This window comes from Sphingobacterium sp. IITKGP-BTPF85 (assembly GCF_001006065.1).
GTDB lineage: Bacteria > Bacteroidota > Bacteroidia > Sphingobacteriales > Sphingobacteriaceae > Sphingobacterium > Sphingobacterium anhuiense.
The window spans coordinates 34,094-57,656 of the sequence record NZ_ASZT02000020.1 but is presented as its reverse complement, the minus strand read 5'-3'; the positions used below and the strand labels follow the sequence as shown (position 1 = coordinate 57,656).

The 23,563-nt window shown below is 36.1% G+C and carries 24 protein-coding genes and 2 pseudogenes; 4 read left to right on the top strand and 22 right to left on the bottom strand.

Annotation, left to right across the window (positions count from 1 at the left end):
- Positions 1-308: 308 nt before the first annotated feature.
- Genes L950_RS06270 through L950_RS06260 form a run of 3 tightly spaced genes read left to right on the top strand, consistent with a single transcriptional unit; the run spans position 309 to position 3,050 of the window.
- A complete protein-coding gene (locus L950_RS06270) occupies positions 309-2,126 on the top strand; it encodes an energy transducer TonB (RefSeq protein WP_021192049.1) in 1,818 nt (605 codons plus the stop codon).
- A 43-nt stretch (positions 2,127-2,169) separates the two neighbouring features.
- Positions 2,170-2,862 carry a hypothetical protein gene (locus L950_RS06265; protein ID WP_156169566.1) on the top strand — a complete coding sequence of 231 codons (693 nt, stop codon included), beginning with the start codon at positions 2,170-2,172 and terminating at the stop codon, positions 2,860-2,862.
- Complete coding sequence (locus tag L950_RS06260; RefSeq protein WP_021192047.1) at positions 2,862-3,050, top strand: hypothetical protein; 189 nt, start codon at positions 2,862-2,864, stop codon at positions 3,048-3,050. The genes L950_RS06265 and L950_RS06260 overlap by 1 nt, the downstream gene beginning before the upstream one ends.
- A gap of 34 nt (positions 3,051-3,084) precedes the next feature.
- Here L950_RS06260 and L950_RS32190 read toward each other — a convergent pair whose 3' ends face one another.
- The 15 genes from L950_RS32190 to L950_RS06200 form a co-directional block, all read right to left on the bottom strand.
- Positions 3,085-3,252: a chaperone modulator CbpM gene (locus tag L950_RS32190; protein WP_231576924.1), complete on the bottom strand. Its 168-nt coding sequence runs from the start codon at positions 3,250-3,252 to the stop codon at positions 3,085-3,087.
- 126 nt (positions 3,253-3,378) lie between these two features.
- Complete coding sequence (locus L950_RS06255; RefSeq protein ID WP_021192046.1) at positions 3,379-4,275, bottom strand: DnaJ C-terminal domain-containing protein; 897 nt, start codon at positions 4,273-4,275, stop codon at positions 3,379-3,381.
- A 45-nt stretch (positions 4,276-4,320) separates the two neighbouring features.
- A complete protein-coding gene (locus L950_RS06250) occupies positions 4,321-6,225 on the bottom strand; it encodes a hypothetical protein (protein WP_021192045.1) in 1,905 nt (634 codons plus the stop codon).
- A gap of 148 nt (positions 6,226-6,373) precedes the next feature.
- On the bottom strand, positions 6,374-6,535 hold the full coding sequence (locus L950_RS32185; RefSeq protein ID WP_021192044.1) for a hypothetical protein: 162 nt from the start codon (positions 6,533-6,535) through the stop codon (positions 6,374-6,376).
- Complete coding sequence (locus L950_RS32180; protein ID WP_231576921.1) at positions 6,516-7,007, bottom strand: carboxypeptidase-like regulatory domain-containing protein; 492 nt, start codon at positions 7,005-7,007, stop codon at positions 6,516-6,518. Before L950_RS32180 ends, L950_RS32185 begins: the two co-directional genes overlap by 20 nt.
- A 254-nt stretch (positions 7,008-7,261) precedes the next feature.
- Positions 7,262-8,836, bottom strand: coding sequence for a M28 family peptidase (locus tag L950_RS06245; protein ID WP_021192042.1), 1,575 nt, complete (start codon positions 8,834-8,836; stop codon positions 7,262-7,264).
- An 86-nt stretch (positions 8,837-8,922) separates the two neighbouring features.
- Positions 8,923-9,369, bottom strand: a complete 447-nt coding sequence (gene rpiB, locus L950_RS06240) for a ribose 5-phosphate isomerase B (protein WP_021192041.1) — start codon at positions 9,367-9,369, stop codon at positions 8,923-8,925.
- Entirely contained in the window at positions 9,369-10,238 is an 870-nt protein-coding gene (tatC, locus tag L950_RS06235; protein ID WP_021192040.1) for a twin-arginine translocase subunit TatC, read from the bottom strand. Before tatC ends, rpiB begins: the two co-directional genes overlap by 1 nt.
- Positions 10,239-10,313: 75 nt before the next feature.
- Positions 10,314-11,663 (bottom strand): acetyl-CoA carboxylase biotin carboxylase subunit, encoded by a 1,350-nt coding sequence (gene accC / locus L950_RS06230; protein ID WP_031289467.1) that lies wholly within the window; start codon positions 11,661-11,663, stop codon positions 10,314-10,316.
- Between the two features lie 82 nt (positions 11,664-11,745).
- The gene (gene accB / locus L950_RS06225; protein ID WP_021192038.1) at positions 11,746-12,219 is read right to left on the bottom strand and encodes an acetyl-CoA carboxylase biotin carboxyl carrier protein; all 474 of its coding nucleotides are present in this window, start codon (positions 12,217-12,219) and stop codon (positions 11,746-11,748) included.
- A gap of 80 nt (positions 12,220-12,299) precedes the next feature.
- Positions 12,300-13,289 (bottom strand): beta-ketoacyl-ACP synthase III, encoded by a 990-nt coding sequence (locus L950_RS06220; protein ID WP_021192037.1) that lies wholly within the window; start codon positions 13,287-13,289, stop codon positions 12,300-12,302.
- A 5-nt stretch (positions 13,290-13,294) separates the two neighbouring features.
- On the bottom strand, positions 13,295-14,233 hold the full coding sequence (gene plsX / locus L950_RS06215; protein ID WP_021192036.1) for a phosphate acyltransferase PlsX: 939 nt from the start codon (positions 14,231-14,233) through the stop codon (positions 13,295-13,297).
- Between the two features lie 105 nt (positions 14,234-14,338).
- On the bottom strand, positions 14,339-14,530 hold the full coding sequence (gene rpmF / locus L950_RS06210; protein WP_021192035.1) for a 50S ribosomal protein L32: 192 nt from the start codon (positions 14,528-14,530) through the stop codon (positions 14,339-14,341).
- 14 nt (positions 14,531-14,544) lie between these two features.
- Positions 14,545-15,081: a YceD family protein gene (locus L950_RS06205; RefSeq protein WP_021192034.1), complete on the bottom strand. Its 537-nt coding sequence runs from the start codon at positions 15,079-15,081 to the stop codon at positions 14,545-14,547.
- A 108-nt stretch (positions 15,082-15,189) separates the two neighbouring features.
- Positions 15,190-15,840: an epoxyqueuosine reductase QueH gene (locus L950_RS06200; protein ID WP_021192033.1), complete on the bottom strand. Its 651-nt coding sequence runs from the start codon at positions 15,838-15,840 to the stop codon at positions 15,190-15,192.
- Between the two features lie 190 nt (positions 15,841-16,030).
- Here L950_RS06200 and L950_RS06195 point away from each other — a divergent pair, with 190 nt between their 5' ends.
- Complete coding sequence (locus tag L950_RS06195) at positions 16,031-17,122, top strand: hypothetical protein (RefSeq protein WP_156169564.1); 1,092 nt, start codon at positions 16,031-16,033, stop codon at positions 17,120-17,122.
- Between the two features lie 8 nt (positions 17,123-17,130).
- On the opposite strand, the gene L950_RS32175 is transcribed toward L950_RS06195, so the two are convergent.
- The 7 genes and pseudogenes from L950_RS32175 to L950_RS37125 form a co-directional block, all read right to left on the bottom strand.
- Complete coding sequence (locus L950_RS32175; protein ID WP_231576920.1) at positions 17,131-17,592, bottom strand: transglutaminase-like domain-containing protein; 462 nt, start codon at positions 17,590-17,592, stop codon at positions 17,131-17,133.
- Positions 17,592-17,978: a hypothetical protein gene (locus tag L950_RS32170; RefSeq protein ID WP_231576919.1), complete on the bottom strand. Its 387-nt coding sequence runs from the start codon at positions 17,976-17,978 to the stop codon at positions 17,592-17,594. The genes L950_RS32175 and L950_RS32170 overlap by 1 nt, the downstream gene beginning before the upstream one ends.
- A 78-nt stretch (positions 17,979-18,056) precedes the next feature.
- Positions 18,057-18,607, bottom strand: a pseudogene (locus tag L950_RS06185) (ABC transporter ATP-binding protein).
- A gap of 176 nt (positions 18,608-18,783) precedes the next feature.
- Positions 18,784-21,180 (bottom strand): ABC transporter permease, encoded by a 2,397-nt coding sequence (locus L950_RS06180; RefSeq protein WP_021192031.1) that lies wholly within the window; start codon positions 21,178-21,180, stop codon positions 18,784-18,786.
- Positions 21,181-21,654: 474 nt separating this feature from the next.
- Complete coding sequence (locus tag L950_RS06175; RefSeq protein ID WP_021192030.1) at positions 21,655-22,518, bottom strand: DUF4097 family beta strand repeat-containing protein; 864 nt, start codon at positions 22,516-22,518, stop codon at positions 21,655-21,657.
- A 226-nt stretch (positions 22,519-22,744) separates the two neighbouring features.
- Positions 22,745-23,299, bottom strand: coding sequence for an ABC transporter permease (locus tag L950_RS26015; RefSeq protein WP_410528099.1), 555 nt, complete (start codon positions 23,297-23,299; stop codon positions 22,745-22,747).
- A gap of 51 nt (positions 23,300-23,350) precedes the next feature.
- Positions 23,351-23,542, bottom strand: a pseudogene (locus L950_RS37125) (ABC transporter permease); the annotation flags it as partial.
- Between the last annotated feature and the right edge of the window lie 21 nt (positions 23,543-23,563).

Sequence of the window (23,563 nt, the reverse complement as noted above, 5' to 3'; positions counted from 1 at the left end):
AAAAATATGGGCAGTCGGTGATAGAAACCAAGGGTTTCTTAGTGCACGAATCTTATGGGAAAAGTCATCGTTATATCCTAACCCCCCCCCGGGGGGGCAAAATTGAATCCGGAAAAAAAAAAAAAAGAAGAGTATAAGAAACTGATTACAGGGAAACTTTTAAATAATTATTTGATAATTCAGCGAGCAGCATGTTATCTTATTTTCTTGAAGAGAATAAACTTGATCTCGGCGAAGTCAACGAATTATTAGAGATGATTGCCAAACAAAAGAAAATTTAACGATTTCAATCACTTAACACCTGAATTATGATAGCTTATCTGATTTTAGCAAACACAAGCCTTGTCATATGCTATTTACTTTATCATTTAGTCCTGAGAAAACTCACATTTTTCCAAGGAAATCGGATCTATTTATTGGTTGCTGTACTATTGTCTTTTACATTACCAGCAATACAATTTGTAGATCTATCTGAAATGGATTATAAGACTACGTTAATTCCTGCTATTTCTCTGGAATTAACAGAATTTAGTATACCTGAAATTGAAATTGTGGGTAAACAGCAATTTTGGCAACTGCATTCGAATGTTGAACTCATTTATTGGGTCTCCATCATCATTGCTACTTCGTTTTTACTAATTCGATTGTATAAGCTATACCGTAGGTTTAATAAAGCTGATGGCAACGACTCATTTTCTTTTTTGAATTTTGTTTATATCGGTGAGGAAGTGAAAGAAAATGAAATCATCCACCGTCATGAATTAGTTCATGTACAGCAAGGGCATTCTTATGATATTCTTTTTTTAGAGATTGTTCGAGTTTTTAATTGGTTTAATCCTGTATTCTTTTTTTATATCAGAGAATTGAAATTTCAGCATGAATGTATTGCTGATCAACTTTGTGCTGCAAAAGATAAAGCATCTTATGCAGAATTATTAATTGCAAATGCGCTCCGGGTATCGACAGATGTGTTATCACATGGCTTTGCCACAGAGTCCATTTTAAAAAAGAGAATTATGATGTTATTTCAAAATAAATCAAAGAAATCAAACCAGTGGAAATATATGTTGATTATTCCAATTGCTGGTTTAGTAGGTTTGGTGGGACTCGTATTAAACAATACCGTTGACGCAAAAACTGAACTGATTGATAAAGTGATCGATGTGAAATTACCAGTAGTATCGGAGGCAGTAACTAAACTGATGGATATCGAACCAGAAGGTGTACAACAGGAAAAGATTCTTAGTAATCCAGAAGTGCTAGCACAACCTTCAGGAGGTATGCAGGCTTATCAAAAGTATATACGTCAAAATTTTAAGTACTCTCAAGAGATGCTTGAAAATGGAATTAATGGTACTGTTGAGATTGCTTTTGTAGTAGAAAAGGACGGCCGTATTACAAATGTTAAAACTAAGAATGATATTGGATTTGGTGCTGGGGCGATGATTCAGAATCTCGTGAAAAATGGAAAAAAATGGAAACCTGCGATTCAAAATGGTAAAGCCGTTCGGTCATCCTACTCACTTCCGGTGAAATTAGCGGCAGGTAGCTTTGGACCTGCAAAATCTAAAAGCAATAAGGAGACCTCTTCAGACGGATCTACAGAAAATATTATTAGATTTCCGCCACCTATAATTACGAAGGATGAAGTACCAAAGAAGAAGTCTGTTAAATCTTCGGAGGATGTCGTTCGTTTCCCACCACCGAAAGTAACAAAAGATGAAGTGCCAAAGAAGAAACCTATTAAATCGTCTCCTGATGAAGTTCGTTTTCCGGAACCCAAGAAACCAGAGGAAAATACGGTTATATTTTCCGCGGTTGAAGTTAAACCAGCGCCACCAAGGGGGATGCGTGATTTTATGAATTATGTGGGAGAAAATTACAATTTTCCAAAGGAGGCCTTAGAAAATAATATTAACGGTGTCGTAGAAGTATCATTCATCGTTGAAAAAGATGGTAGCCTATCTAACTTTGATATAAAAAGAGATTTAAAGTACGGAACTGGACAGGAGGCTGTGAATGTTTTGAAGAATTATCCTGAAAAATGGAAACCTGCGATACAAAATGGACAGCATGTAAGGGTTGCTTACACAATGCCTATCCGATTAAATACAGCTGCCCAATAATTAAATAACGTTTTATGCAATGGCGCCTTTTTTGAATAATGTTATGAAAGCTTTTTATATTTTATTTGGACTATTCTTATTAACGTCTTGTCGATCAGCTTATCAATTCACTCCAAAAGGTTTTATTGTTGATGGTGATGAGTATTTTGTTAATGTCGAACGAAATCTGTCTGTATATGTCGGTGAAAATTTCTCAAATTATGATGAAAAGACGAAAACAGGACTGCAAACTGTTCATCTTTCACATGACGATCAGAAGATTATAAAGAAATTAGGTTATGATGCAACGAAGTATACGGTGTTGTTCAATGGGAAAAGTCTTGGAGATACGACATTTAGATTGATCAGCTTAATCAATAACAAATCGGATGAGCGGTTTAAAAATACAAAAGAATTGTTGTCAAGAGATGGATTCGAAATTAAAAGGACAGCAGAAGGGAAATACTATTATCGAACTACGACCTTAAACAAACAAGTTATTTATCATGCTATGGTTCCCTTTAAGCAGCAATTGGGAAGAGAAGAGTATGTCAGTTTGATTTACATTATCCCCGAAAAGTACTTTAAGAATTTTGATCACATTGAAGATCTGGCGATATCAAATGCTTCTATGTATAGACAGCATTATATTTTACGCCAAGTCGTACCGAAATTCTATGTCCTGATGATAGCAGCAGGGGGCATTTTGATTACCGTATTCCTGATCAATATATACAAAAGGAAAATTATACTTTAATGAAGGGTTTTTCTGCCAATACCATTGAAGGAAAAAACCATTTGATTATTTACCGGCTTGTTAAACCAGGACAATCATATGGTTCGTTTGTAGTTTGTAAAGGTGCTTATAGAATTGAATTAACAGATTTACGGCATAATGTGATTTGGAAAGATACAATAACAGTTGATAAAGACTTAGATTATTAATACCATATTGTAGAAATCAGCTTAAAGCTTTGAATTATGATTCCAAAGCTTTAAGCTGATTTTTTATGCGCTGTAATTCACTTTGTAATGCTTCCACTTTCTGAATGAGATGATGTGCCACCTCAATACCAGCAGGATTTACATCTAACTCATAGTACCAGTCCGAAAATCTTTCCAGATCGCGAAGCTGCTCCTCTTCAATATATTTTTCTTCCTGTTGGATGATAATATGGAGAAGACCATACTCATTTAAGTTTCTATAAAAGTAATCTCCGCTTTCCTTGAATAGCAGTAATCAGATAGTTTAATTAGGGTCCTTTCCATAGGATTATTTCTTTAAATCGGCCAACTGTTTGAATAGTTCTTTTTCTTTGTCGGTTAAATTGGTTGGTATCATCACGTTCATACTGACATATAGATCTCCAAATTCACCATCTTTTTTATAGACAGGAAAACCTTTTCCTTTTAACCTAACTTTGGCATTATTTTGTGTTTCAGGTTGAATTTTAAGTTTTATTTTACCGCCATACGTATCAATGATGGCATCCCCGCCTAAAATAGCGGTATACAGATCGATATCTAATGTTGTATAAAGGTCATTACCCTGACGTTTAAACTTTGGATCAGCGATGATGTGAAAAGTAATATAAAGATCTCCTTTTGGCCCTCCGTTTACACCTTCACTACCAAGGCCTTTAAGTTTAATTTTCTGACCATCTTCTACACCCGCCTGTATGTTGATTCGGATGTTCTTACCATTAATCGTAAAGGTTTGTGCATGAGTCGTATAAGCCTGTTGTTGTGTTAACTCCAATTCCGCATTGAAATCCTGTCCACGAAAGTTATTTCTTCTTCCGCCCCCGGAGCGGTTACCAAACATCTGTTCGAAAAAATCTGAAAATTGTCCATCATCAAAATTTCCTGTATAGCCCTGCGAACCTCCGAAAGGATTTTCATTTGACTGACGGTACTGCTGTTGAGACCGTTCATATTCCTCTCCTCGCTGCCAGTTTTCACCATATTGATCATATTTCTTACGTTTTTCCGGATCGGATAATACCTCATTGGCTTCATTGATCTCTTGAAACTTCTGTTTTGCAGCCTCATCATTAGGATTGAGATCGGGATGATACTTGCGGGCTAATTTTCGATAAGCTTTTTTTACATCATCAACAGATGCCGTTTTGCTTATGCCAAGTACTTTATAGTAATCTTCAAATGCCATATTATTTTAGTTGCTATAGTTTCAACAATTGTGAAGCCTGTTTGTTTAATTTTTCAGTTTTGTTACTTTAAATTTATAAATATATCCTAACAAAAAGTACTGTCTTAAAGTAACCGTGTTTTGAAAATAGGTTGTATTCCCACTGGTACCCCAGTAGTTCTGTCTGTTTTGATTTAAGATGTCAAAACCCGTTAATTTGATCTGGGAATTATTTTTCAACGTGTAATAAATAGAAGAGTTCAGTATATGATAATTGTCTCTTCCACTTAGGCCACTTGCCCTATTCTCTAGTGAATAGGAGGTCTCTAAAGAAAAACCTTTTATAGGATTTACATTTAATCCTACGCCAACATTGTGTGTTCTATTAGCGTTAGCAATAAAATCAGGATTGTTTTTAACCGAATTCTGAGCCTTGTTCCAGCTGTAGGTATATTTAGGCGTTAGGCCGATTAAATTCTTCCAAGTAATAGAAAATTCCTGTGTTAGATTGATGCCGAGGTTTGTTAATTTATTGTCCACATCATTGATCGAAGAATAATATTGGTAGGTATATAAGCTACTGTTTTGAGATATATAAAATACCCAATCGTTACCAGCTTTAAAATTATATCTACCATATAAATAGCCATTATAATTAGTCGTTGATCCTGCTTGAAATGCCTGTATGGTATAATGTCCATTTGTCACATCACGCCAACTTCTATGACCCTCACTTTTATCTTTATAGTTTACACCGGCACTAAATCCCAGTTGATATTTTTGTGTGTATTTATTGAATGAAAAGCGCGTACTTTGTTGCAGTTTATTCTCATAGAAAAAAGCTGACAGTCGCGTCATCAGAGGATTTAGTGTATCCCTAATACTTTGGATCTGATATGTTGCAGGTGATTCTAAATCTTTAGACCAAGAAAGATCAAAATCTTTATAGCGAATATTGATATTAGGTAGCCAGTAACCATTCGAAGTTGTTTTTCGTTCATTGATTTTGAATAAATCAAATTGATTATCCTTAACTGCATATGCTGTACCAAAGTTTACCGCTAATTTTTTGAAAGGTTTCCAGTAAAATTTCATGGCAGTCACATATTCCTGTGATTTAAAACTATAGCTGTTTTCAAACTGCTCACCATGGATGGTCCCTGTATTATCTCTGTTGTAGAATAAACTTTGCGTAGGTCTGCTACTCGAAGTATTATAAGAAATATAGAAGTCAAAATTTAGTTTTTCGATACTGGTATTATTATACCCAGCAAAAGTTTTAATACTGCTGGATTTCTCTCGATTCGTTCTGTTTTCCCATAGACTAGTATTTGGGATCGGGTTCTGGAATATCTCTGTTAATTGATTGCCAATTTCTTCTGATTTATCATTTCTAATATTGATGGTATTTTTTAGAGATACAAGATGTTTCTTACTTAATTGTTTTTCAATGTGGAAATTATGATCGTAATTAATATTATACCCATCTGATGTGTTATTGCTTTTGCTGTTATTTATTTTTTTGTCTTCGGTATAGGTATTCATCCAGCTATCAGTTTTACCATCATTATTGGTGATGGAAAGCTTAGGTGTAAACTCGACGTATGCTGTTGTATCCATTCGGTGTCTGAAAAGCGTATTGATATTGTGCGCAAGCGACTTCCGGTAGCTGTTATATTCATTTTCGCCGAATTGCTTAACATTATCATACAGCGAGGTTTGACTTCCTTGGTTTTGCCCTTCTTCATTTTTGTACTTTAACATGTACATGAGGTTTAGTTTTGTTTTCTTTCCCCAATCATTATTGAGGTTAAAGCCACCGGCAATATCATTTGCTTTGCCATTATAATTTCGGCCACCAAAGTCATTAAAACCATAATTTTCAGCTCTTCCTAATCCACCGTGTTGATTAAGTTCATTGTAATCAAAACTTTCTCGATTGATATTATTTCCAAATCCGATGAAACTCAATTGCAAAGTATCTTGAAAAGTATTGAACAGACCACCAGCTTCATAGCGGTCTCTAGTTCCGACACTGCCATATAATTTACCAAAACTAGCTTTCAGAAAATCTTTTTTGAATTTCAGATTGATGGTAATAGGTAATTTTTCTTCATCCTCACTGTTTTTTTGATTCGCCTTTATCGCGGTATACCTGTACCGTTTTAATTAAGGAAGCATCTAGATTGCGGGTAGCAATTCGCAGATCGCTGGCAAAAAAATCTTTACCATTTACTTTTACCTGAGAAACTTCTTTACCTTCATAATAAATAAGTACCATCCATATTAATTTGTAGACCAGGCAACTGTTTTAAAAGTTCTTCAGCATTGGCGTTCGGTCTAGTCTTAAAAAAATCAGTGTTATATTCTAATGTATCTTTATTCATGCGCACAGGTGGTGCAACAGAAATGACGACCTCGTCCAATAGTTTTCCCCCCAGTTTAATCGAATCTAATTGCTTTTTTTCGTCAGGATTTAAAAGAATGTCCTGATGATAGTTGCTGCTATTGACGTGCGAGATATATAAGATCAGATTTTTATTTGCTGGCAGTTTAACGAGGTTGAATTCTCCTTTATCATTTGTCAGAGAATAGGAGAGTACCGAAGAATCCTGTTGCATAAGAATGGAAACTGTTGCTTTTTCAAGCGGTTTATTTGTATGATCAATAACAGTCCCTTTCAAACTGGCGGAGTTTTGGGAATAGGCAAAATTAATGCATAAAAATAGCAAGCTTAATACATATAGCTTCATAATTGACTTTTTAGGAATAGTTGGTTTATTGCTCGCTAAGATAATTACTTTTTTAGATATCGATTTTTAATTAACTTATTTTTAACACATTCACTTTGTTTTATGCTGAATGAAATTGTTTATCCGATTTAATCAGCTGGATCGGTTATCAAAATAGGAAGCAGTTTTACTCGTTTAATAGGTGCAATAAGCATATAAAAAAAGTGGTCTCCTTATTCAGGAAAACCACTTTAAAAATCTTACGCAACTAATTTTTAATCCTTCTTGCTATCTACAGCGGGTTTTGTAGCACTATTGGCAACATCCCAAGCCGTTTGAAAAATAAATTTTTCTCTTTTGACCATAATCGGGAAATCTATTTTATCAACAGTATCTTCAGGCGTGTGATAATGCGGATGTAAACCTGAGAAGTAAAAAATTGAAGGAATACCTTTACTGGCAAAATTATAATGATCAGATCGGTAATAAAGACGCATTGGATCTTTTGGATTATCGTACATGAAGTCTAATTCCAGTTTGCTGGATTTATCATTTGCTTCCTTATTGATTCTTGCTAATTCAGAACTTAATTTATCTGCTCCAATGGAATGTATATAGTTGTGATTTCCATTTAAATGCTTATCGTCAATGCGGCCTATCATATCAATATTGATACAAGTAACGGTATTTTCAAGAGGGAAAACCGGGTTTTCGGTATAATACTTAGACCCCAATAAACCCTTTTCTTCTGCAGCATATGTGATAAACAAGATACTTCTCCGAGGACCTTTGCCTTCAGCTTTAGCCTGACTAAATGCTTTCGCTAACTCAAGAACAGCAGTAGTTCCTGAAGCATTATCATCTGCTCCAGGAAAGATAGTGCCATTTGAACTTTTGCCGTCGTGATCATAATGGCCACCTATAACAATTATTTCATCTTTCAGATCAGACCCTTCAAGCAAGCCCAGTACATTAGGATCCGTGAATTGTTCAGCCACCATACCCAATTGTGCATTAAAACTTGTATTGATGGCAAAAGATTGAGGCTTTTGACTTTGATTGATTTTTGATGTAATATTTGCAAGACTTGTTTTTCCCTGATTCAGGATATAGTTAGCAACATGATCGGTAATATTGACAACAATAGGCATTGGATTAGTTTCAGGAGCTGTTTGATCCTGAGCTAAATTAAAGCGTCCTTCGGTTGCACGATCTCCTGCACTTTCCAGCCATGTACCGAGATCCTCAGTGTATGCAAGAATAAGTTTAGGCTTATGTTTTAGCACCTCTCTAATCTTTTTATTGCGCACGGTGGACCATTCCGATAATTTTGTCGTTCCAGTGATCACAGATTTCCCTTTTGCATCAACAGGTTCTTTGTTATTGATCAGCATCACAATTTTATCTTGCAAATCGATCCCTTTGATATCAGAATATTTGGGGTCGTCAATACCGTAACCGATAAAAATAATCTCTTTATCGTCGATTGATTTCAACTCATTATTACCTAATGCCAGTAGATCTTGTCCATTGACAAAAGGACGGCCTCCGATTTTAAAGCTCTTAACCTGATAACTGTTTTTTAGTAAACTTACCGGTTGAAAATATTTACCTGCCACAGGTGGTGTTAATCCTAATTTTTTAAATTCATTTGCAATGTATTCAGTAGCCAAACGACCACCTTTTTGACCTGTGCCACGTCCCTCAAGATCTGCAGATGCTAGGATAGTAAGATGCTTTCTGGAAGACTCTTCAGTAATCAGATCAGCATATTTTGCAGCTGGATTTTGTGCAACTGCACAGCTGTAAATGGACGAAATAAGACAAATTAAACTGAATAATTTTTTCATTGTTTTTTCATTTAGAACAAATAGAACAAAAAAACGGAGAAAAAGTATATATATACCTTTTCTCCGTCTATTAAATTATGTTAAAATTAACAACCACAGGCAATTTTACCAACACGTGTAGCATGTCTACCACCTTCAAAATCTGTCGTTACAAATGTTTTAACGATTGATTTTGCAAGATCAAGATCAATAAATCTTGCTGGAATACACACAATGTTAGCATCATTATGTTGACGTGCCAATGCTGCAATTTCTTCTAACCACGCTATTGAAGCGCGGATCCCTTGATGTTTGTTTGCTGTAATTGCAACACCATTTGCACTACCGCATATCAATACACCTAATGTTGCTTTTTCTTCTTCCACTTCACTTGCAACCGGATGAGCATAATCTGGATAATCAACAGAATCCGTATTATATGGGCCGAAATCTTTTACTTCGTAACCTAATTCTTTTAATAAAGCTACGATAGCCGTTTTGTATTCAAAACCTGCATGGTCACTTCCTATTGCAATTGTCTTTACAGTACTCATTATATATTGTTTTTTTCTTGTGCTAATTTTTGTTTTTTAACTTTCGCCGATACTAAGATACTAATTTCGTATAAAAGGAACATTGGGGTAGCTACCGTCAACATGGTGATGACATCCGCTGTAGGAGTAATAATTGCTGCCACAACAAGGATAATAACCGTTGCATATCTTCTGCTTGCACGCATAAACTCTGGAGTCATAATACCTAATTTTGATAAGATAAAGATCAGAATTGGTAATAAGAACACAATACCACAGCCTAACGATAATGTAGCGATCGTTGAAAGGTAAGAGTCAATGGTAATCTGATTCGTAATTTCGATACTTAATGAAATATTGGCTAAGAAGTTAACAGATAACGGAACGACTACATAATAACCAAATAATACTCCTAATACAAACAATAGGGTAGCATAAAAAACAAATCCTCGAGCTGATCTTCGTTCAATATCTGTTAAAGCTGGTTTGATAAAAAGCCAGATTTCAAATAAGATGTAAGGAAAACCCAATAGTAAAGACATGAGCAAACAAGAGTTAATTTGCAACATAAACTGTCCAGCTAGTTCAGTATTGATAATATTGAAAGGAATATGTTCGACACAGAATCCATCGATATTAAACTTGTTACCAACAAGACACATCATTCTATATGTCCAGAAATTAAGACTTTTTGGCCCCATAATGATTTCGTTAAATACGAAATCATAGAAAGTGAATGATAAACCTGCGAAAATACAAATTGCAATCACCGAACGAACCAAATGCCATCTCAGTACTTCGAGATGATCAAAGAATGACATTTCTGCTTCTAAATTTTTTCCTTTATCTTTTATAGATTCGACTAGGCTTTTCCGTTCTGTAGTACTCATAAAAATTGTTTGTAAACAAAAATACCATTCTTATTGAAAAGAATGGTATTTTTTATCTATGTAAAGATAATTTTATTATACATTATCTTCTGAAAGGTCAAAAGTTTCCATAAACTTCGTAGTAAAGTTACCAGCTCTGAAGTTAGGATCACGCATTAAACGTAAATGAAGAGGTATTGTTGTTTTAATACCTTCGATAACAAATTCACTTAAAGCTCTTTCCATTGTTGAGATAGCTTCTTCACGTGTTTGCGCAACACAGATTACTTTAGCAATCATCGAATCGTAATATGGAGGAATCGTGTAACCCGCATATACATGTGTATCGATACGTACACCGTGACCACCTGGTGAATGGAAATTAGTAATTTTTCCTGGTGATGGGCGGAAGTTATTAAACGGATCTTCAGCATTGATACGGCATTCGATCGCGTGCATGGTCGGCTCGTAGTTTTTACCTGAAATAGGGATACCGGCAGCAACTTTGATTTGTTCTTTGATTAAATCAAAATTAATGACTTCCTCTGTTACTGGATGCTCAACCTGAATACGTGTATTCATTTCCATGAAGTAGAAGTTACGGTTTTTATCAACTAAAAACTCTACTGTACCAGCACCTTCATAGTTAACAGCTTTAGCACCTTTGATAGCCGCTTCGCCCATTTTCTGACGTAATTCTGGCGTAATAAAAGGTGAAGGAGCTTCTTCCAATAACTTTTGGTGACGACGTTGAATAGAACAGTCTCTCTCAGATAAGTGACATACGGTACCGTATTGATCACCCACTACCTGAATTTCGATATGTCTTGGTTCTTCTACATATTTCTCCAGATACATACCGTCGTTACCGAAGGCTGCAGCAGATTCCTGACGTGCAGAATCCCAAGCATGTTCAAATTCCTCTTCTTTCCAAATAATGCGCATACCTTTACCGCCACCACCAGCCGTAGCCTTAATGATAACCGGGTATCCGATTTCTTTAGCAAGTTTAACACCTTCTTGCAATGAGCTCAAAAGACCATCAGAACCAGGTACCGTAGGTACGCCAGCTTGTTTCATTGTATCTTTTGCTTGTGATTTATCGCCCATTTTTTCAATCTGCTCTGCAGTGGGACCAATAAATTTGATACCATACTGTGCACATATTGAAGAAAATCTCGCATTTTCTGCTAAGAAACCATATCCAGGATGAATCGCATCTGCATTTGTTAATTCTGCAGCTGAGATAATATTTGGGATGTTTAAGTAAGAATCTTTACTGGCAGGAGGACCGATACAAACAGCTTCATCCGCAAAACGAACGTGTAAACTATCTTTATCAGCTGTTGAATAAACAGCTACACTTTTGATACCCATTTCGCGACATGTGCGGATGATACGTAAAGCGATTTCTCCTCTATTAGCTATTAATATTTTTTTAAACATTGTATTTTCTGTAAGTTTTGAGGTATGAGTGCACAGTACCTGTGCGCTCATGTTGATCGACAATAAAAATATTGACGATTGTTTATCTAGGATCTACCAAGAATAATGGTTGATCGAACTCAACTGGTTGAGCATCTTCTACCAAGATTTTAACAATTTTACCTGAAACTTCAGATTCAATTTCATTGAATAATTTCATAGCTTCAATGATACACAATACATTACCTGTACTGATTTCGTCACCAGCATTTACAAATGATGGTTTACCTGGTCCCGCAGAACGGTAAAAAGTTCCGATCATTGGAGATTTAATCGTGATAAAATTAGCTTCTTCAGAAACTACTGCAGGAGCTGCCGCTGCTGGAGCAACTGCAGCCGGTTGAGGAGCTGCTGCCACTGGTGCTGCTGCAACTGGAACCGAAGCGGTTACATATGTAGGCTCCTGATTTGTTTTTATCGTAATTTTGAAATCTTTTTCTTCGATTGCTACTTCATTCACACCTGATTTTGAAACGAATTTAATCAAGTCTTGAATTTGTTTAATGTCCATACCCATAGTTATGCAGGTTAAATATTTTAGTGTTAATTTTTAAAATTCTTAAAACAGCCTTCAAAGCTACAAAATAATATTTGTACTTAGTAAGCCCATTTTAAGTATACAGATCCCCAAGTAAATCCACCGCCAAAAGCTGCTAAAATCAGGTTATCACCTTTTTTTAGTTTACTTTCCCATTCCCATAAACATAAAGGAATAGTGGCACTTGTGGTGTTACCATATTTCTGAATATTAATCATTACTTTTTCTTCCGGTAGTCCAGCACGTTCTGCTGTTGCATCGATAATACGTTTATTTGCTTGATGCGGTACTAAATAAGCGATATCCGAAGCTTGAAGATTATTTTTCTCCATAATCTCGGCTGCTACATTAGCCATATTGGTAACAGCAAATTTAAATACCGTTTTTCCTTCTTGATAAGCATAGTGTAAACCAGCGTCCACAGTAGCATGGGATGCCGGATTTAGAGAACCGCCACCTTTGATATTTAAATATTGACCACCTGAACCATCCGTTTTCAAGATTGCATCTTGAATACCATTGCCATCAGTGTTAGGTTCCAGTAGCACTACACCACAACCATCTCCAAATAAAATACACGTATTACGATCTTGATAGTTGACTACTGAAGACATTTTATCGGCACCGACAACCAATACTTTTGTATGTTTACCCGATTCAATAAATTGGACACCAGTTGTCAAGCCAAAAAGAAAACCTGAACATGCCGCTTGTAAATCATATCCCCAAGCATTTGTAGCCCCAATTTTATCGGCTAAGATATTAGCTGTGGCAGGAAAAAGCATATCTGGAGTACTTGTACAGAAGATGATCAAATCAATATCTTTTGCAGTAATTCCTCTTTTTTCTAATAATTGTTGCACCGCAGGTACAGCAAGGTCTGAAGTAGCTTTACCTTCTCCTTTTAAGATTCTACGTTCTTTGATACCTGTACGAGATACAATCCACTCGTCATTGGTTTCAACCATAGTTTCCAGCTCTTTATTTGTGAGGATATAATCAGGTACATATCCACCAACTGCTGTAATCGCAGCATGAATTTTTGACATAAAATTTAATTAAAAGCAGATCTGATTTTGTCAATAAAATCTGACTGGATCATATCTCTAGATTGTAAAACCATATTTTTAATAGCCTGAGGAGTTGATATTCCATGGCCTATTATAACAGGAGCATTAACTCCTAAAACAGGACTACCTCCATACTGCTCGTAGTTGAATCGGTCGAAGAACTCATCTTTAAGTCCTTTTTTCAATGTTACTACGTAAAATGATTCTGCTAGCTTTAAAACAACATTCCCTGTAAAACCATCACAAACATACACGTCGGCAATATCTGAAAACAGATCACGGCCTTCGGCATTTCCGATGAAATTAATGCGTTCGTTATTTTTTAAAAGGGGATAGGTGGTTGTGGTTAGGATATTTCCTTTTTCTTCTTCTTCACCGATATTTAATAAACCAACCTTCGGAGAAGAAATACCAAACATATGTTGCGAATACAAACTTCCCAAAATCGCAAATTGATTGAGCATTTCGGGTTTACAGTCTGCATTAGCTCCGACATCAAGGAGTAGTCCAAAACCGGATTTCAGTTTGGGTACAATTGTCGTTATAGCAGGTCTTAGTACGCCAGGTACCGTTTTTACACTAAAAATAGATCCGACAAGCATTGCTCCGGTGTTACCAGCAGAAGCAAAAGAATCAATTTCACCGTTTTTTAGTAATTCAAAGCCTTTGGCTATACTAGAGTTGGGCTTTTGTGTAATCGCTTTAGTAGGGTGTTCACCCATACTAATGTTTTCAGGTGCATGTATATATTCAAAGTCCGAAGGATTACCCCCAGCTTTTTCAATAAGCGATTTAGTCTCCTCCTCATCACCAAAAAGAACAAGTTTTTGATCTCCCGTCAAGAGTTGTTGAGCTTCTATCGCACCTAATATTGTTGCATTAGGGGCATAATCGCCACCTAAAATATCTAAACCAATCTTCATTCGTGATTATTTTTCAAGTCAATAATACGCAAAAACATCCCAAATTAAAGTATAATCTGAAAATTATACTCGTTTTGGGATGTTTTATGTTTTGAAAGATCTAAGTTAGACAACAGCCGTATTTTCAATGATCAATTTACCGTTGTAGTATAAATTACCATCTACAGTGTATGCACGGTGTGGTAAATGAACTGCACCAGTTTCTTTACAAATGCTTAAGCTAGGTCTGTCTGCTTTATAATGTGTTCTTCTCTTGTCTCTTCTTGATTTAGAAGTCTTACGCTTTGGATGTGCCATCTCGTATTTCTGTTTTAGTTATTTTTAATATTTCTTAATGCGGCCCAACGTGGGTCAATGTTCTCTTCTTTTACTTGCTCTTCTTTCTGTTGCTCAGTTGATATATGCGCTAACATAATCGGATCACAGGTAATATCTTTTCCTTGATCACTACATTTAGCAAACAAAGGAACTGCCAAATTGATATATTCATATAGCAATTCAGTCAGGTCTAGCTCGTGATCGCTTTTGGATAAAACCAATACTTCTTCCGTATTATCAGTCCAGTCTTCAGCGGTGAATTTAACCAATATCCGCTCTTTTACTGTAATAGGCGATAGAAATTCGCTTAAACAAACATCACAAGTCAATCCGATATCTCCAACAATTGTGAAATTTAAAATAAGCAGATTTTCTTGCTTCTGTAATTCAACATTTGCTGTTAGATGACCATCTTTAACAATGGAATGCTCAAAACAATCAAAGAACTTTTTATCGATCTCAAAATCAAAATTGTGCTTCCCTGCATTTAGCCCCGAAAACGGTATTTTGTATTGTATTAGATGTTTCACAATCTTGCATTTGAGCCTGCAAAGGTATGTATAAATAAGTTAGCATTGAAATTTTTTTTTAAAATATATTTCAATTCCTACTTCATTTATATGCCTTATAGCAAGCGGTTATTCATAATAATTTTTACCTAATTCTATTTTTTCCCTGCCGTTTTCCATTCGCCAACGGTTGGTATCCCGTAAAGAGTAAGCGCATCCACAATATTCTTGCATGTAGAACTTTTCTTTTTTAGATATTTCTAACATGCGGATAGCACCACCTTTTTTTCTCCAGTTGAATGTCCAATAGTCCATTCCCTCGAAGCGGGAGGCAGCACGTACACCACAATCATTGATTTGATCCATGTTTTTCCACCTTGAAATTCCTAAAGAACTTGATATAACATCAAATCCATTCGCAGCAGCATATTCTGCTGTTTTCTCAAAGCGCATGTCAAAGCACATCGTACAACGAATACCTTTCTCAGGTTCGTTTTCCATTCCCTTTGCTAAGTCGAACCAATGATCTACGTCATAGTCGGCATCAATAAAAGGAATATTATGTTTTTCTGCAAAACGGATATTCTCCTCTTTTCGTAAATCGTATTCTTTACGAGGATGAATGTTTGGATTGTAGAAATAGATTGTGAATTTGATATCCGAGCTGATCAAAGCCTCCATTACTTCACCAGCACAAGGTGCACAACACGAATGTAAAAGCAGATTTTTGCCTTCGTTAGGTAATGTTAACTTTTCTCTGATGAACTCCTTCTCTTCCATTGCTATTTTACTGATAAAAGTTTGGCAATTTTACTCAAAAAGTACTGAACTAGCAAATATTTGATAAACAGAATTTATTGTACCCTCGCCAATCTCTCTTTTTTTATCTTTATATTGGATCATATTTGTAGATTTGTACCTATATCAGATTAAAAATGAAATCACTAACAACGTATATAACTTACTTTTATTGGCTATTGTAACATGCTTGACTTCATGTGTACGAGAGGATGATGAGCCAGCATTGGCTAAGGTAGCAATCTCGAGGCTGTATGTTTCTTTTTCGGATTATCAATTGGATGAGGGGCAGACACCTTATAACAATGTCGATATTATTGATCCTGCAGACTCATTGACTCATTTTGAACCTTCTTTATCCTATAATTCAAGTACAAAAGGTGGGGCAGCAATATTATTTAACCCAATTGCAAAATATATTTTTCAAAGCAGTGCTAATGATGGTGGTATTGTAAAAGATACAAGCATTCAGGTAATGTCGGTAAATCCTGTAACAGGAGCTCCCGCATCTAATGGTTTAATTTCAAATGGATTGTTAACCCGTGTCAGAGGATTAGCCTACCATTATAATAAGGGTACAGAAAATTTATATGTAGCAGATCTTGGTGAAGGTACTAGACCTCCGAGTATCTATCTGTTTCAACGACCAGGAAGTTACAGAGGAAAAGCAAAAAGAAATCAACAGATATCCCTAGGGAAATTAATCCCATGGACAATGGCTTTTAAAAACGCCGAAGATAATTCAGACTTATATGTCGCTGTCAATGGAGAAAAGAAAGGTATTGCGATATTTAAGGATATCTTAAGAAAAAATCAACCCGCAGATTCAGTTTTGAGTGAGACAGCATTTCCACCAAAAGCTGTTCTAACTATAGCAGACCAGGGAGAAATCAGAGGATTTAGTTATTCCGCCCGTCAGGACTTACTTGCTGTTGCTAGTTATACCTCTACCGGCGGCACTAATGTCGGAAGAATTTTATTATTTGAAGGAGCAGGAGCATTATTAGCAGTCTCAGGAGACCGTGCTATTCAACCAACACGTATCATTACAGGGGCATTAACAGGATTAAAAAGACCACTAGATGTTGCTATTGACAATCGTGATGGAGCGAAATATTTATATGTCGCCGATGCCGATACAAAGATCGTTTCCCGTTTTTTGATTACCGATAAAGATAATGTGGAACCCAATAAGAAAAAACAATATAGCTTAACACCTGTTGCACTATCTTTAGATGCAAGGGGGCCAAGTGAGATCGATTAAGATTAATATTATTCCTCTAAGAGTTTAAAGAGTATTTCGATTTCTTGTTTCTTACCAACACTTTCATTTTGTTCGTAAGCTGTAACAAGATTACGCAATACTCTTTTTAGTATCGTTACATTATCACAGGGCAGCATAAATTCTTTTGAGAGCGGGAGATTCAGTTGTTTTAAGAATGAAATAACATCTGCTTTTTGCATCACTTGACCTTTATTAAATGCATTTAGATAGAACAATAAATGATCTGCATTCTGATCCTCATCTAGATAAGATAAAATAAAATGCTTTGGAAGATTAATGCCGAAGATCGGGATATCCAGTTTTTGAGCAACGATACTATAGATACATGAAAGGGTGAGGGGATTTCCCTTTTTTGTTTCCAGAACCCTACCGATAAACGAATTCTGCGGATTATGATAATCATTTGTATTTCCGGAAAGACCAAATTTATCAAATAGAACATAATTCATCAGTGACACTTTTCGTAGGGTGTCATTTCATACCGCAACTCCATCCATATATCGCGCTTTAGCTCTTCTAAGCTCATTCGTATGAGGTTATTGTCGTAAGAAGGGTATTGATAGCTATTGATGATGATGAGGCCCTCTAAGAGGTTAAATGAGTTGCTCATCTTCCAGATCAGAAGTTCACTTTTAATTTGATCAAACTGTATTGCATGGATTATTTTCTCCAGGCGTTCTTGTATGAAGGGATCAAAAGCAGACTCCCAATACTCCTCTAAAGAAGGTATGATCTCTGGTCCTAAACTCAATAATTTATTTTCGATTTCTTCAGAAATCAATTGATCCGGATCATCGAGTAAAGTAACCAAAGCATGTAATTCTTTTTCATCCATATACAAATTTAACAAAAATCCCCGCGATATGCCAAATGAAGCATATGCAGGGATATATCTAGGTATATGGTTATGGAGTTACTTTAATTGACCATCCAGCATGTGGACCGTTCTTTTTCCGTAAGTGGCGTTTTTGTCCGAGTGGGTCACCTGTATAATCGTGACACCTTCCGTGTTGAGCTGTTGAAACAATTCCATGATTTCTTCTCCTTGTTTAGAATTCAGGTTTCCCGTTGGCTCATCAGCCAATAGCAGCGACGGAGAACCGGCTAAAGCTCTTGCAATCCCTACAATCTGCTGTTGACCGCCCGATAGCTGTGAAGGAAACAGATCTTTTTTACCGACAATGTTAAAACGGTCCAATAGATCACTGACAATGGACTTACGCTCCGACGAAGATTTATTCTTATAGATCAATGGGGTTTCAATGTTTTCATACACAGTCATTTCATCAAGCAGATGATAAGATTGAAAGACATAGCCCATGTGGGACTGAAAAAGCTGTGTTCTTTTTTTCGGCTTTAGCTCCAACACATTTTCACCTTGAAATAGGTATTCACCCTCATCGGTTCATCAAGCATTCCAATGATGTTTAATAGTGTTGATTTTCCAGATCCAGAAGGTCCCATGATCGAAATAAAATCCCCCTCTTCAATATTTAGACTGACATCTTTTAGTACAAATGAACGTGTACTTCCAACATTATACCATTTAAATAAGTGTTTTAACTGTATCATTTTATCTATTTTTGTTGGTTATTTTAACTGTATGTAATATATAATTTTTAAACTGTTGTTATCCTAATTTACTCATTTCTCAGACTATCTATCGGATTAACTTTTGCTGCACGTATAGTCTGATAGCTGATCGAAACGCAGATGATGATGAAAATTATCATGATTGCAATTAGAAAATACCACCACTGCAAGTCAATGCGGTAAGCAAAATTGTCCAACCATCTATTGAGTATGAAGTAAGTCAGAGGAAGAGAGATTAGAGTAGCAGTTAAAAACAGTCGGAAAAACGGTTTGTTAAGTTGCATGAAAATAGATTGTACAGAAGCACCTAATACTTTACGTACACTCATTTCTTTTTTACGAATTGTTACTTGATAAGCGGCCATACTAAAAAGACCAAGAGCCGCAATAATAACTGCTAAAAATGTAAAGCTATTGAAAGCAGTCTGCATCTCCTGTTGTTTTTTATGCAACAAAGCATATTGTTGATCCATAAAAGCATATTCCAGAGGCAATGATTTTGTTGATGAATTTTGTTGCCATTCTTTTTTTACAGTTTCGATAGCTTGTGCTGCTTTTCCTTGAGCAGCTTTTACAATTAATGTTGCCTGGGGTCTTGCAGATCCACATTCATTTTTATAAGAATAGACCGTTGGCTTCACGGCATTTTCAAAACCATAAGCTTTACTATCTTTTACCACAGCGATAATTTCAAAATTGACATCACAACCGGCTAACTTAGCTCCGATAGGCTGTCCTAGATCTAATGCCATAGCCGCAGATTCATTGATAACCGCATAATGCGAAGTAGAATCTTGTAGCAATTGCTTGATTGATGTGGGAATATTTCCCTTTAATACCGCTATATTCAGTGTGCTGAAATAGCTTTTATCGATCCCGACGTGATCGAATTCCAATTGTTTTTGGTTATGAGAAAACTGTTTTTTGGGAGGAAGCTCCCCATCTCCAGGCATATTTGTTGCAGAAGCTACCGATAAAATACTGGGATCTTGTTGCAGTCGTTCCTTAAGATTGTAGTATGTACCATTTAATGTGCCATCATAATACATTCCTAAGCCCTTATATGTAATCACCTGTGCCGGTTCAAATCCTTTGTCTGTGGTTTGAATATACCGGATTTGCTCATGTATAACGAGCATCCCTGTCATAAATAGTAAAGCAATACCAATTTGAAAAACCAGTAAACCATTACGGAGTGTATTTTTTCGTTGCGTCTTACCAAGTCCGCCCCTCAATAAACTAACAGATTTGAATCCCGAAAGTATGAAGGCTGGGTAAATTCCGGATAGACAGGTTGTGCCAATTACACCTAGAAAAAGATACATTACCGTATCTTGATTTAAAATGTACTGTTTGAGGTCATCATTGAACCACTTTTGCAATACATTTCCGGTAATACTTAGCATAAAAAAACTAAACACAGCTGCAGTTAATGTCAAAATAAAGACTTCCAAAAGTAATTGACGAATGATTGTCCAGCGCGAGCTTCCCAGTATTTTCTTTAATGCTAACTCTTTAATACGTTTGTCAGCTTGCGCCATGATCATGTTGGCAAAATTTGCTGATGCTAATACAAGTATAATAATCGATACGATGCCAATTATCCATAACATGAGATAAGGCGTATTACTTCCATTTTTTGGTCTTAAATGTAGATTGGATAAGGGATCTAAATAAATTTTTCCTTGCGATAAAGCTGCTGTTTGAGATAGAGGAACAATTTTATCGTGGTAGAGTTTGTCTATTTTACGGGCCAGAACATCGATATTAGTTCCAGGCTTTACTTGAATGTATGTTTGATATGAAAATGGAATTTCTCCTGCAAATAAATCCTCAGGTTCTTTTATAAAGAGTAAGTCATGGTCAATCAGGGATAAACCATTATTCTTACTAATTCCATAAATACGTTCATGTTGATCTAATAGTAAACTAAGCACTGGAACAGACTTAGGGGTGTCAAAATTTAAATCCCCCTTTTTGAAAATTTTCTCAGCGATACCTTGCTTTACTAGAGTGGCCTCATTTTGAATTTTACTCTTATAAAGGTTCCCGGTCTTACTTTCAATTTGAAAAATATGTGCCGCAGAAGAATCTATTACCGCCGCATCTTTAATTAATACCGTATTTTCTCCGAAAAGTGGATAAGTACCAAAACTATAAATTATTTTTCTGCCGGCAGTTTCTATTTCGGGTAAACTTCTTTTCAATAAGGGCGCAAGCATGGCATTTGTTGCATCTGTAAATTCTTCTGAAGAGGTCAGTCCAACCTGATAGATCCGATCATAATTGGGGTTCCATTTATCATAGCTTGTTTCTCTATTGATGTATTGGTACGACAGGATAAAACCTGTAAATCCCAACATCAGTCCGAATACGTTCAACAATGAAAAGAACTTATTTTTCAATAGGCTTCGCCATGCAATTTTGATTTCGTTTAAGATCATATGTCGCCTGTTTAGTTCGTTGTTAAAAATGAAATGTATGAAGTCATTACAAAAGCGGAAGATGCAATTGCGTTGCCATTTTGGTTTGTGTTTGATTATCAGTGTGTTGTTCTGTATTTAATTTATATTACTGTTCGATATCGAACAGTAACCGTTCAGTATTGGACAAGAAATCCTCATCATTTGTTAATCGCAGAATATTAAACAAATTATGCATAGTCAGTTAGACAGTGCTAATGCGTGATTAGGATGGAAATAGGGGAGGCGGGAAATTTCAATTTGCAGGGGGACTTCATAAGAGACGTCAGTAATTTTTCGCTTGCTTCGTTAGAAAAGCAAGCGAAAAATTCAATACTCTTTTTTATTATACTCAGATTATTAACATGTGATCTATTGACTTTTATATGTTAAAGATCTGGTATAGATTTAGTTAATAGAAATCTAGCGATACAGAACCTGAAGAAGTACGGGCATCTATTTTTTTCCACCTCCATTAATTGCACCCTGAGCCAAAGATTTATTAGATCTGCCAGAAAAATTTTGAGCGGACGGAAGATTGACCCGTGAACCTTTTAGGTCGACGTTATATTTTCCTTCTGGTACTTTAATCTTCACGCTACCACCAGATGTAGCTAATGTAATGTCATCCGACATACGCTTCATATCCATAGTAATACTTCCGCCACTTGTATGTGCATCAACTAATCCTTCTACATTCTTACCATTAATTGATCCGCCACTTGTAGCAATACGGATATTACCAGAACAATTATCCAGATTTATAGATCCTCCAGAAGTGTTGAGCTGTATATCGCCCTGACTGTTGCTAGCAGTGATACTGCCACCTGAAGTCTTACCTGAAATATTTCCTGCTAACGATTTAATTTGTAAACTACCACTCGAAGTTCGGAATGTTTGCTTGCCATTTAGTGCATTCAGCTGTATACTACCTCCTGAAGTGCTCAGATTACTGTTGACAGACTCAGGAACTGTTACATAAAAAGCAACAGAAACCGAACTGTTACCATTGTTTCCTTTTTTACGTTTAGCAGATGCGGTCAATTTTCCACTTTCTAACTGGATGACAACGTCATACTCTTCATGCAATAATTTTTCTAAATCCGCTGATGAATTGAGTAAGTTTCCGTTGCGAGACACCCAGACTTCAACCGAACCAGGTTGGTTATTAGACCCGGTTACTTTAATTGCCCCGGCCGATGTGCTGACTTCGAGATCTTTAATTTTGCTGTTCTGAAAAGTTTCTTTCCGTACCATTTTTTGACCAAAAGAAACCTGTACCAACAATAGTAATAATGTGGTTTGAATAAATCTTTTCATATTCGTGTTTTTATTAAGATATTAATTGGCGTACCTTATTAAGATACAATCACAATGTATTCACTATAACATACAATCATTTTGCCATTCTCCTTATCAATTAGTAGTCAGTGATTTGTTATTTTTATTTTAAGAATTACCTGTTCGCTATTGAACAGTTTACGTTCGGTTTTGAACAATAATGAATCTCAATCCCACAACAAATGCAGCTGGTGATCAGAAAATCCTATTCATTTCTTAAACTCTCCACGGGATTTGTATGGATTACCTTTAACGTTTGCAAGCTGATTGTTGCCAAAGCAATCAGAATAGCACATCCACCAGCAATAATAAAATATATCCAACCGATGTCGATACGGTAATTAAAGTCGGCAAGCCATGTATTCATGGCCCACCAGGCAATAGGTGTAGCAATAATAATAGCGACTAATACAAGTTTCATAAAATCTTCCGATAATAATTTCAATAAGCGCATATCACTTGCCCCTAAAACCTTTCTAACACCAATTTCTTTAGTTCGCTGTTGTGTGATATAGGTGACCAGTCCAAAAAGACCCAGTGAAGCGATAAAGATGGCGACAACTGCAAAGCAGGTAAAAATATTTTTTGTTCGCTCCACATCTTGATATAATATTTTAAAACTCTCATCCATAAAGCTATAATTGATCTTTTGATTTGGACTAAACTGATCCCAGACTTTTGCTATCGCATTCAGTGTCTCATCCATATGTTGCGGTTTTACCTTAATAGACAACAAAGAAGGGCTATCCCGGAGTACCAGACCAACCGGAGCTGTACCTTCACCTTTGAGCGATTCGAAAATAAAATCATCGACTACCCCTAAGATTGTCCATGTTTCACCATTCGTAATCTTTGTACCGATTGGATTCTTAATTCCCATTTCTTTAACCATCTGTTTGTTAACGATGATTCCCATGCTGTCCGAGGCTATCTGCGCATTGAAGTTGCGGCCTTCAGCCATTTCAATTTCAAAAGTAGCCAGATACTCTTGATCGACTCTCCAAAACTGACCCTGAGTTGCAAG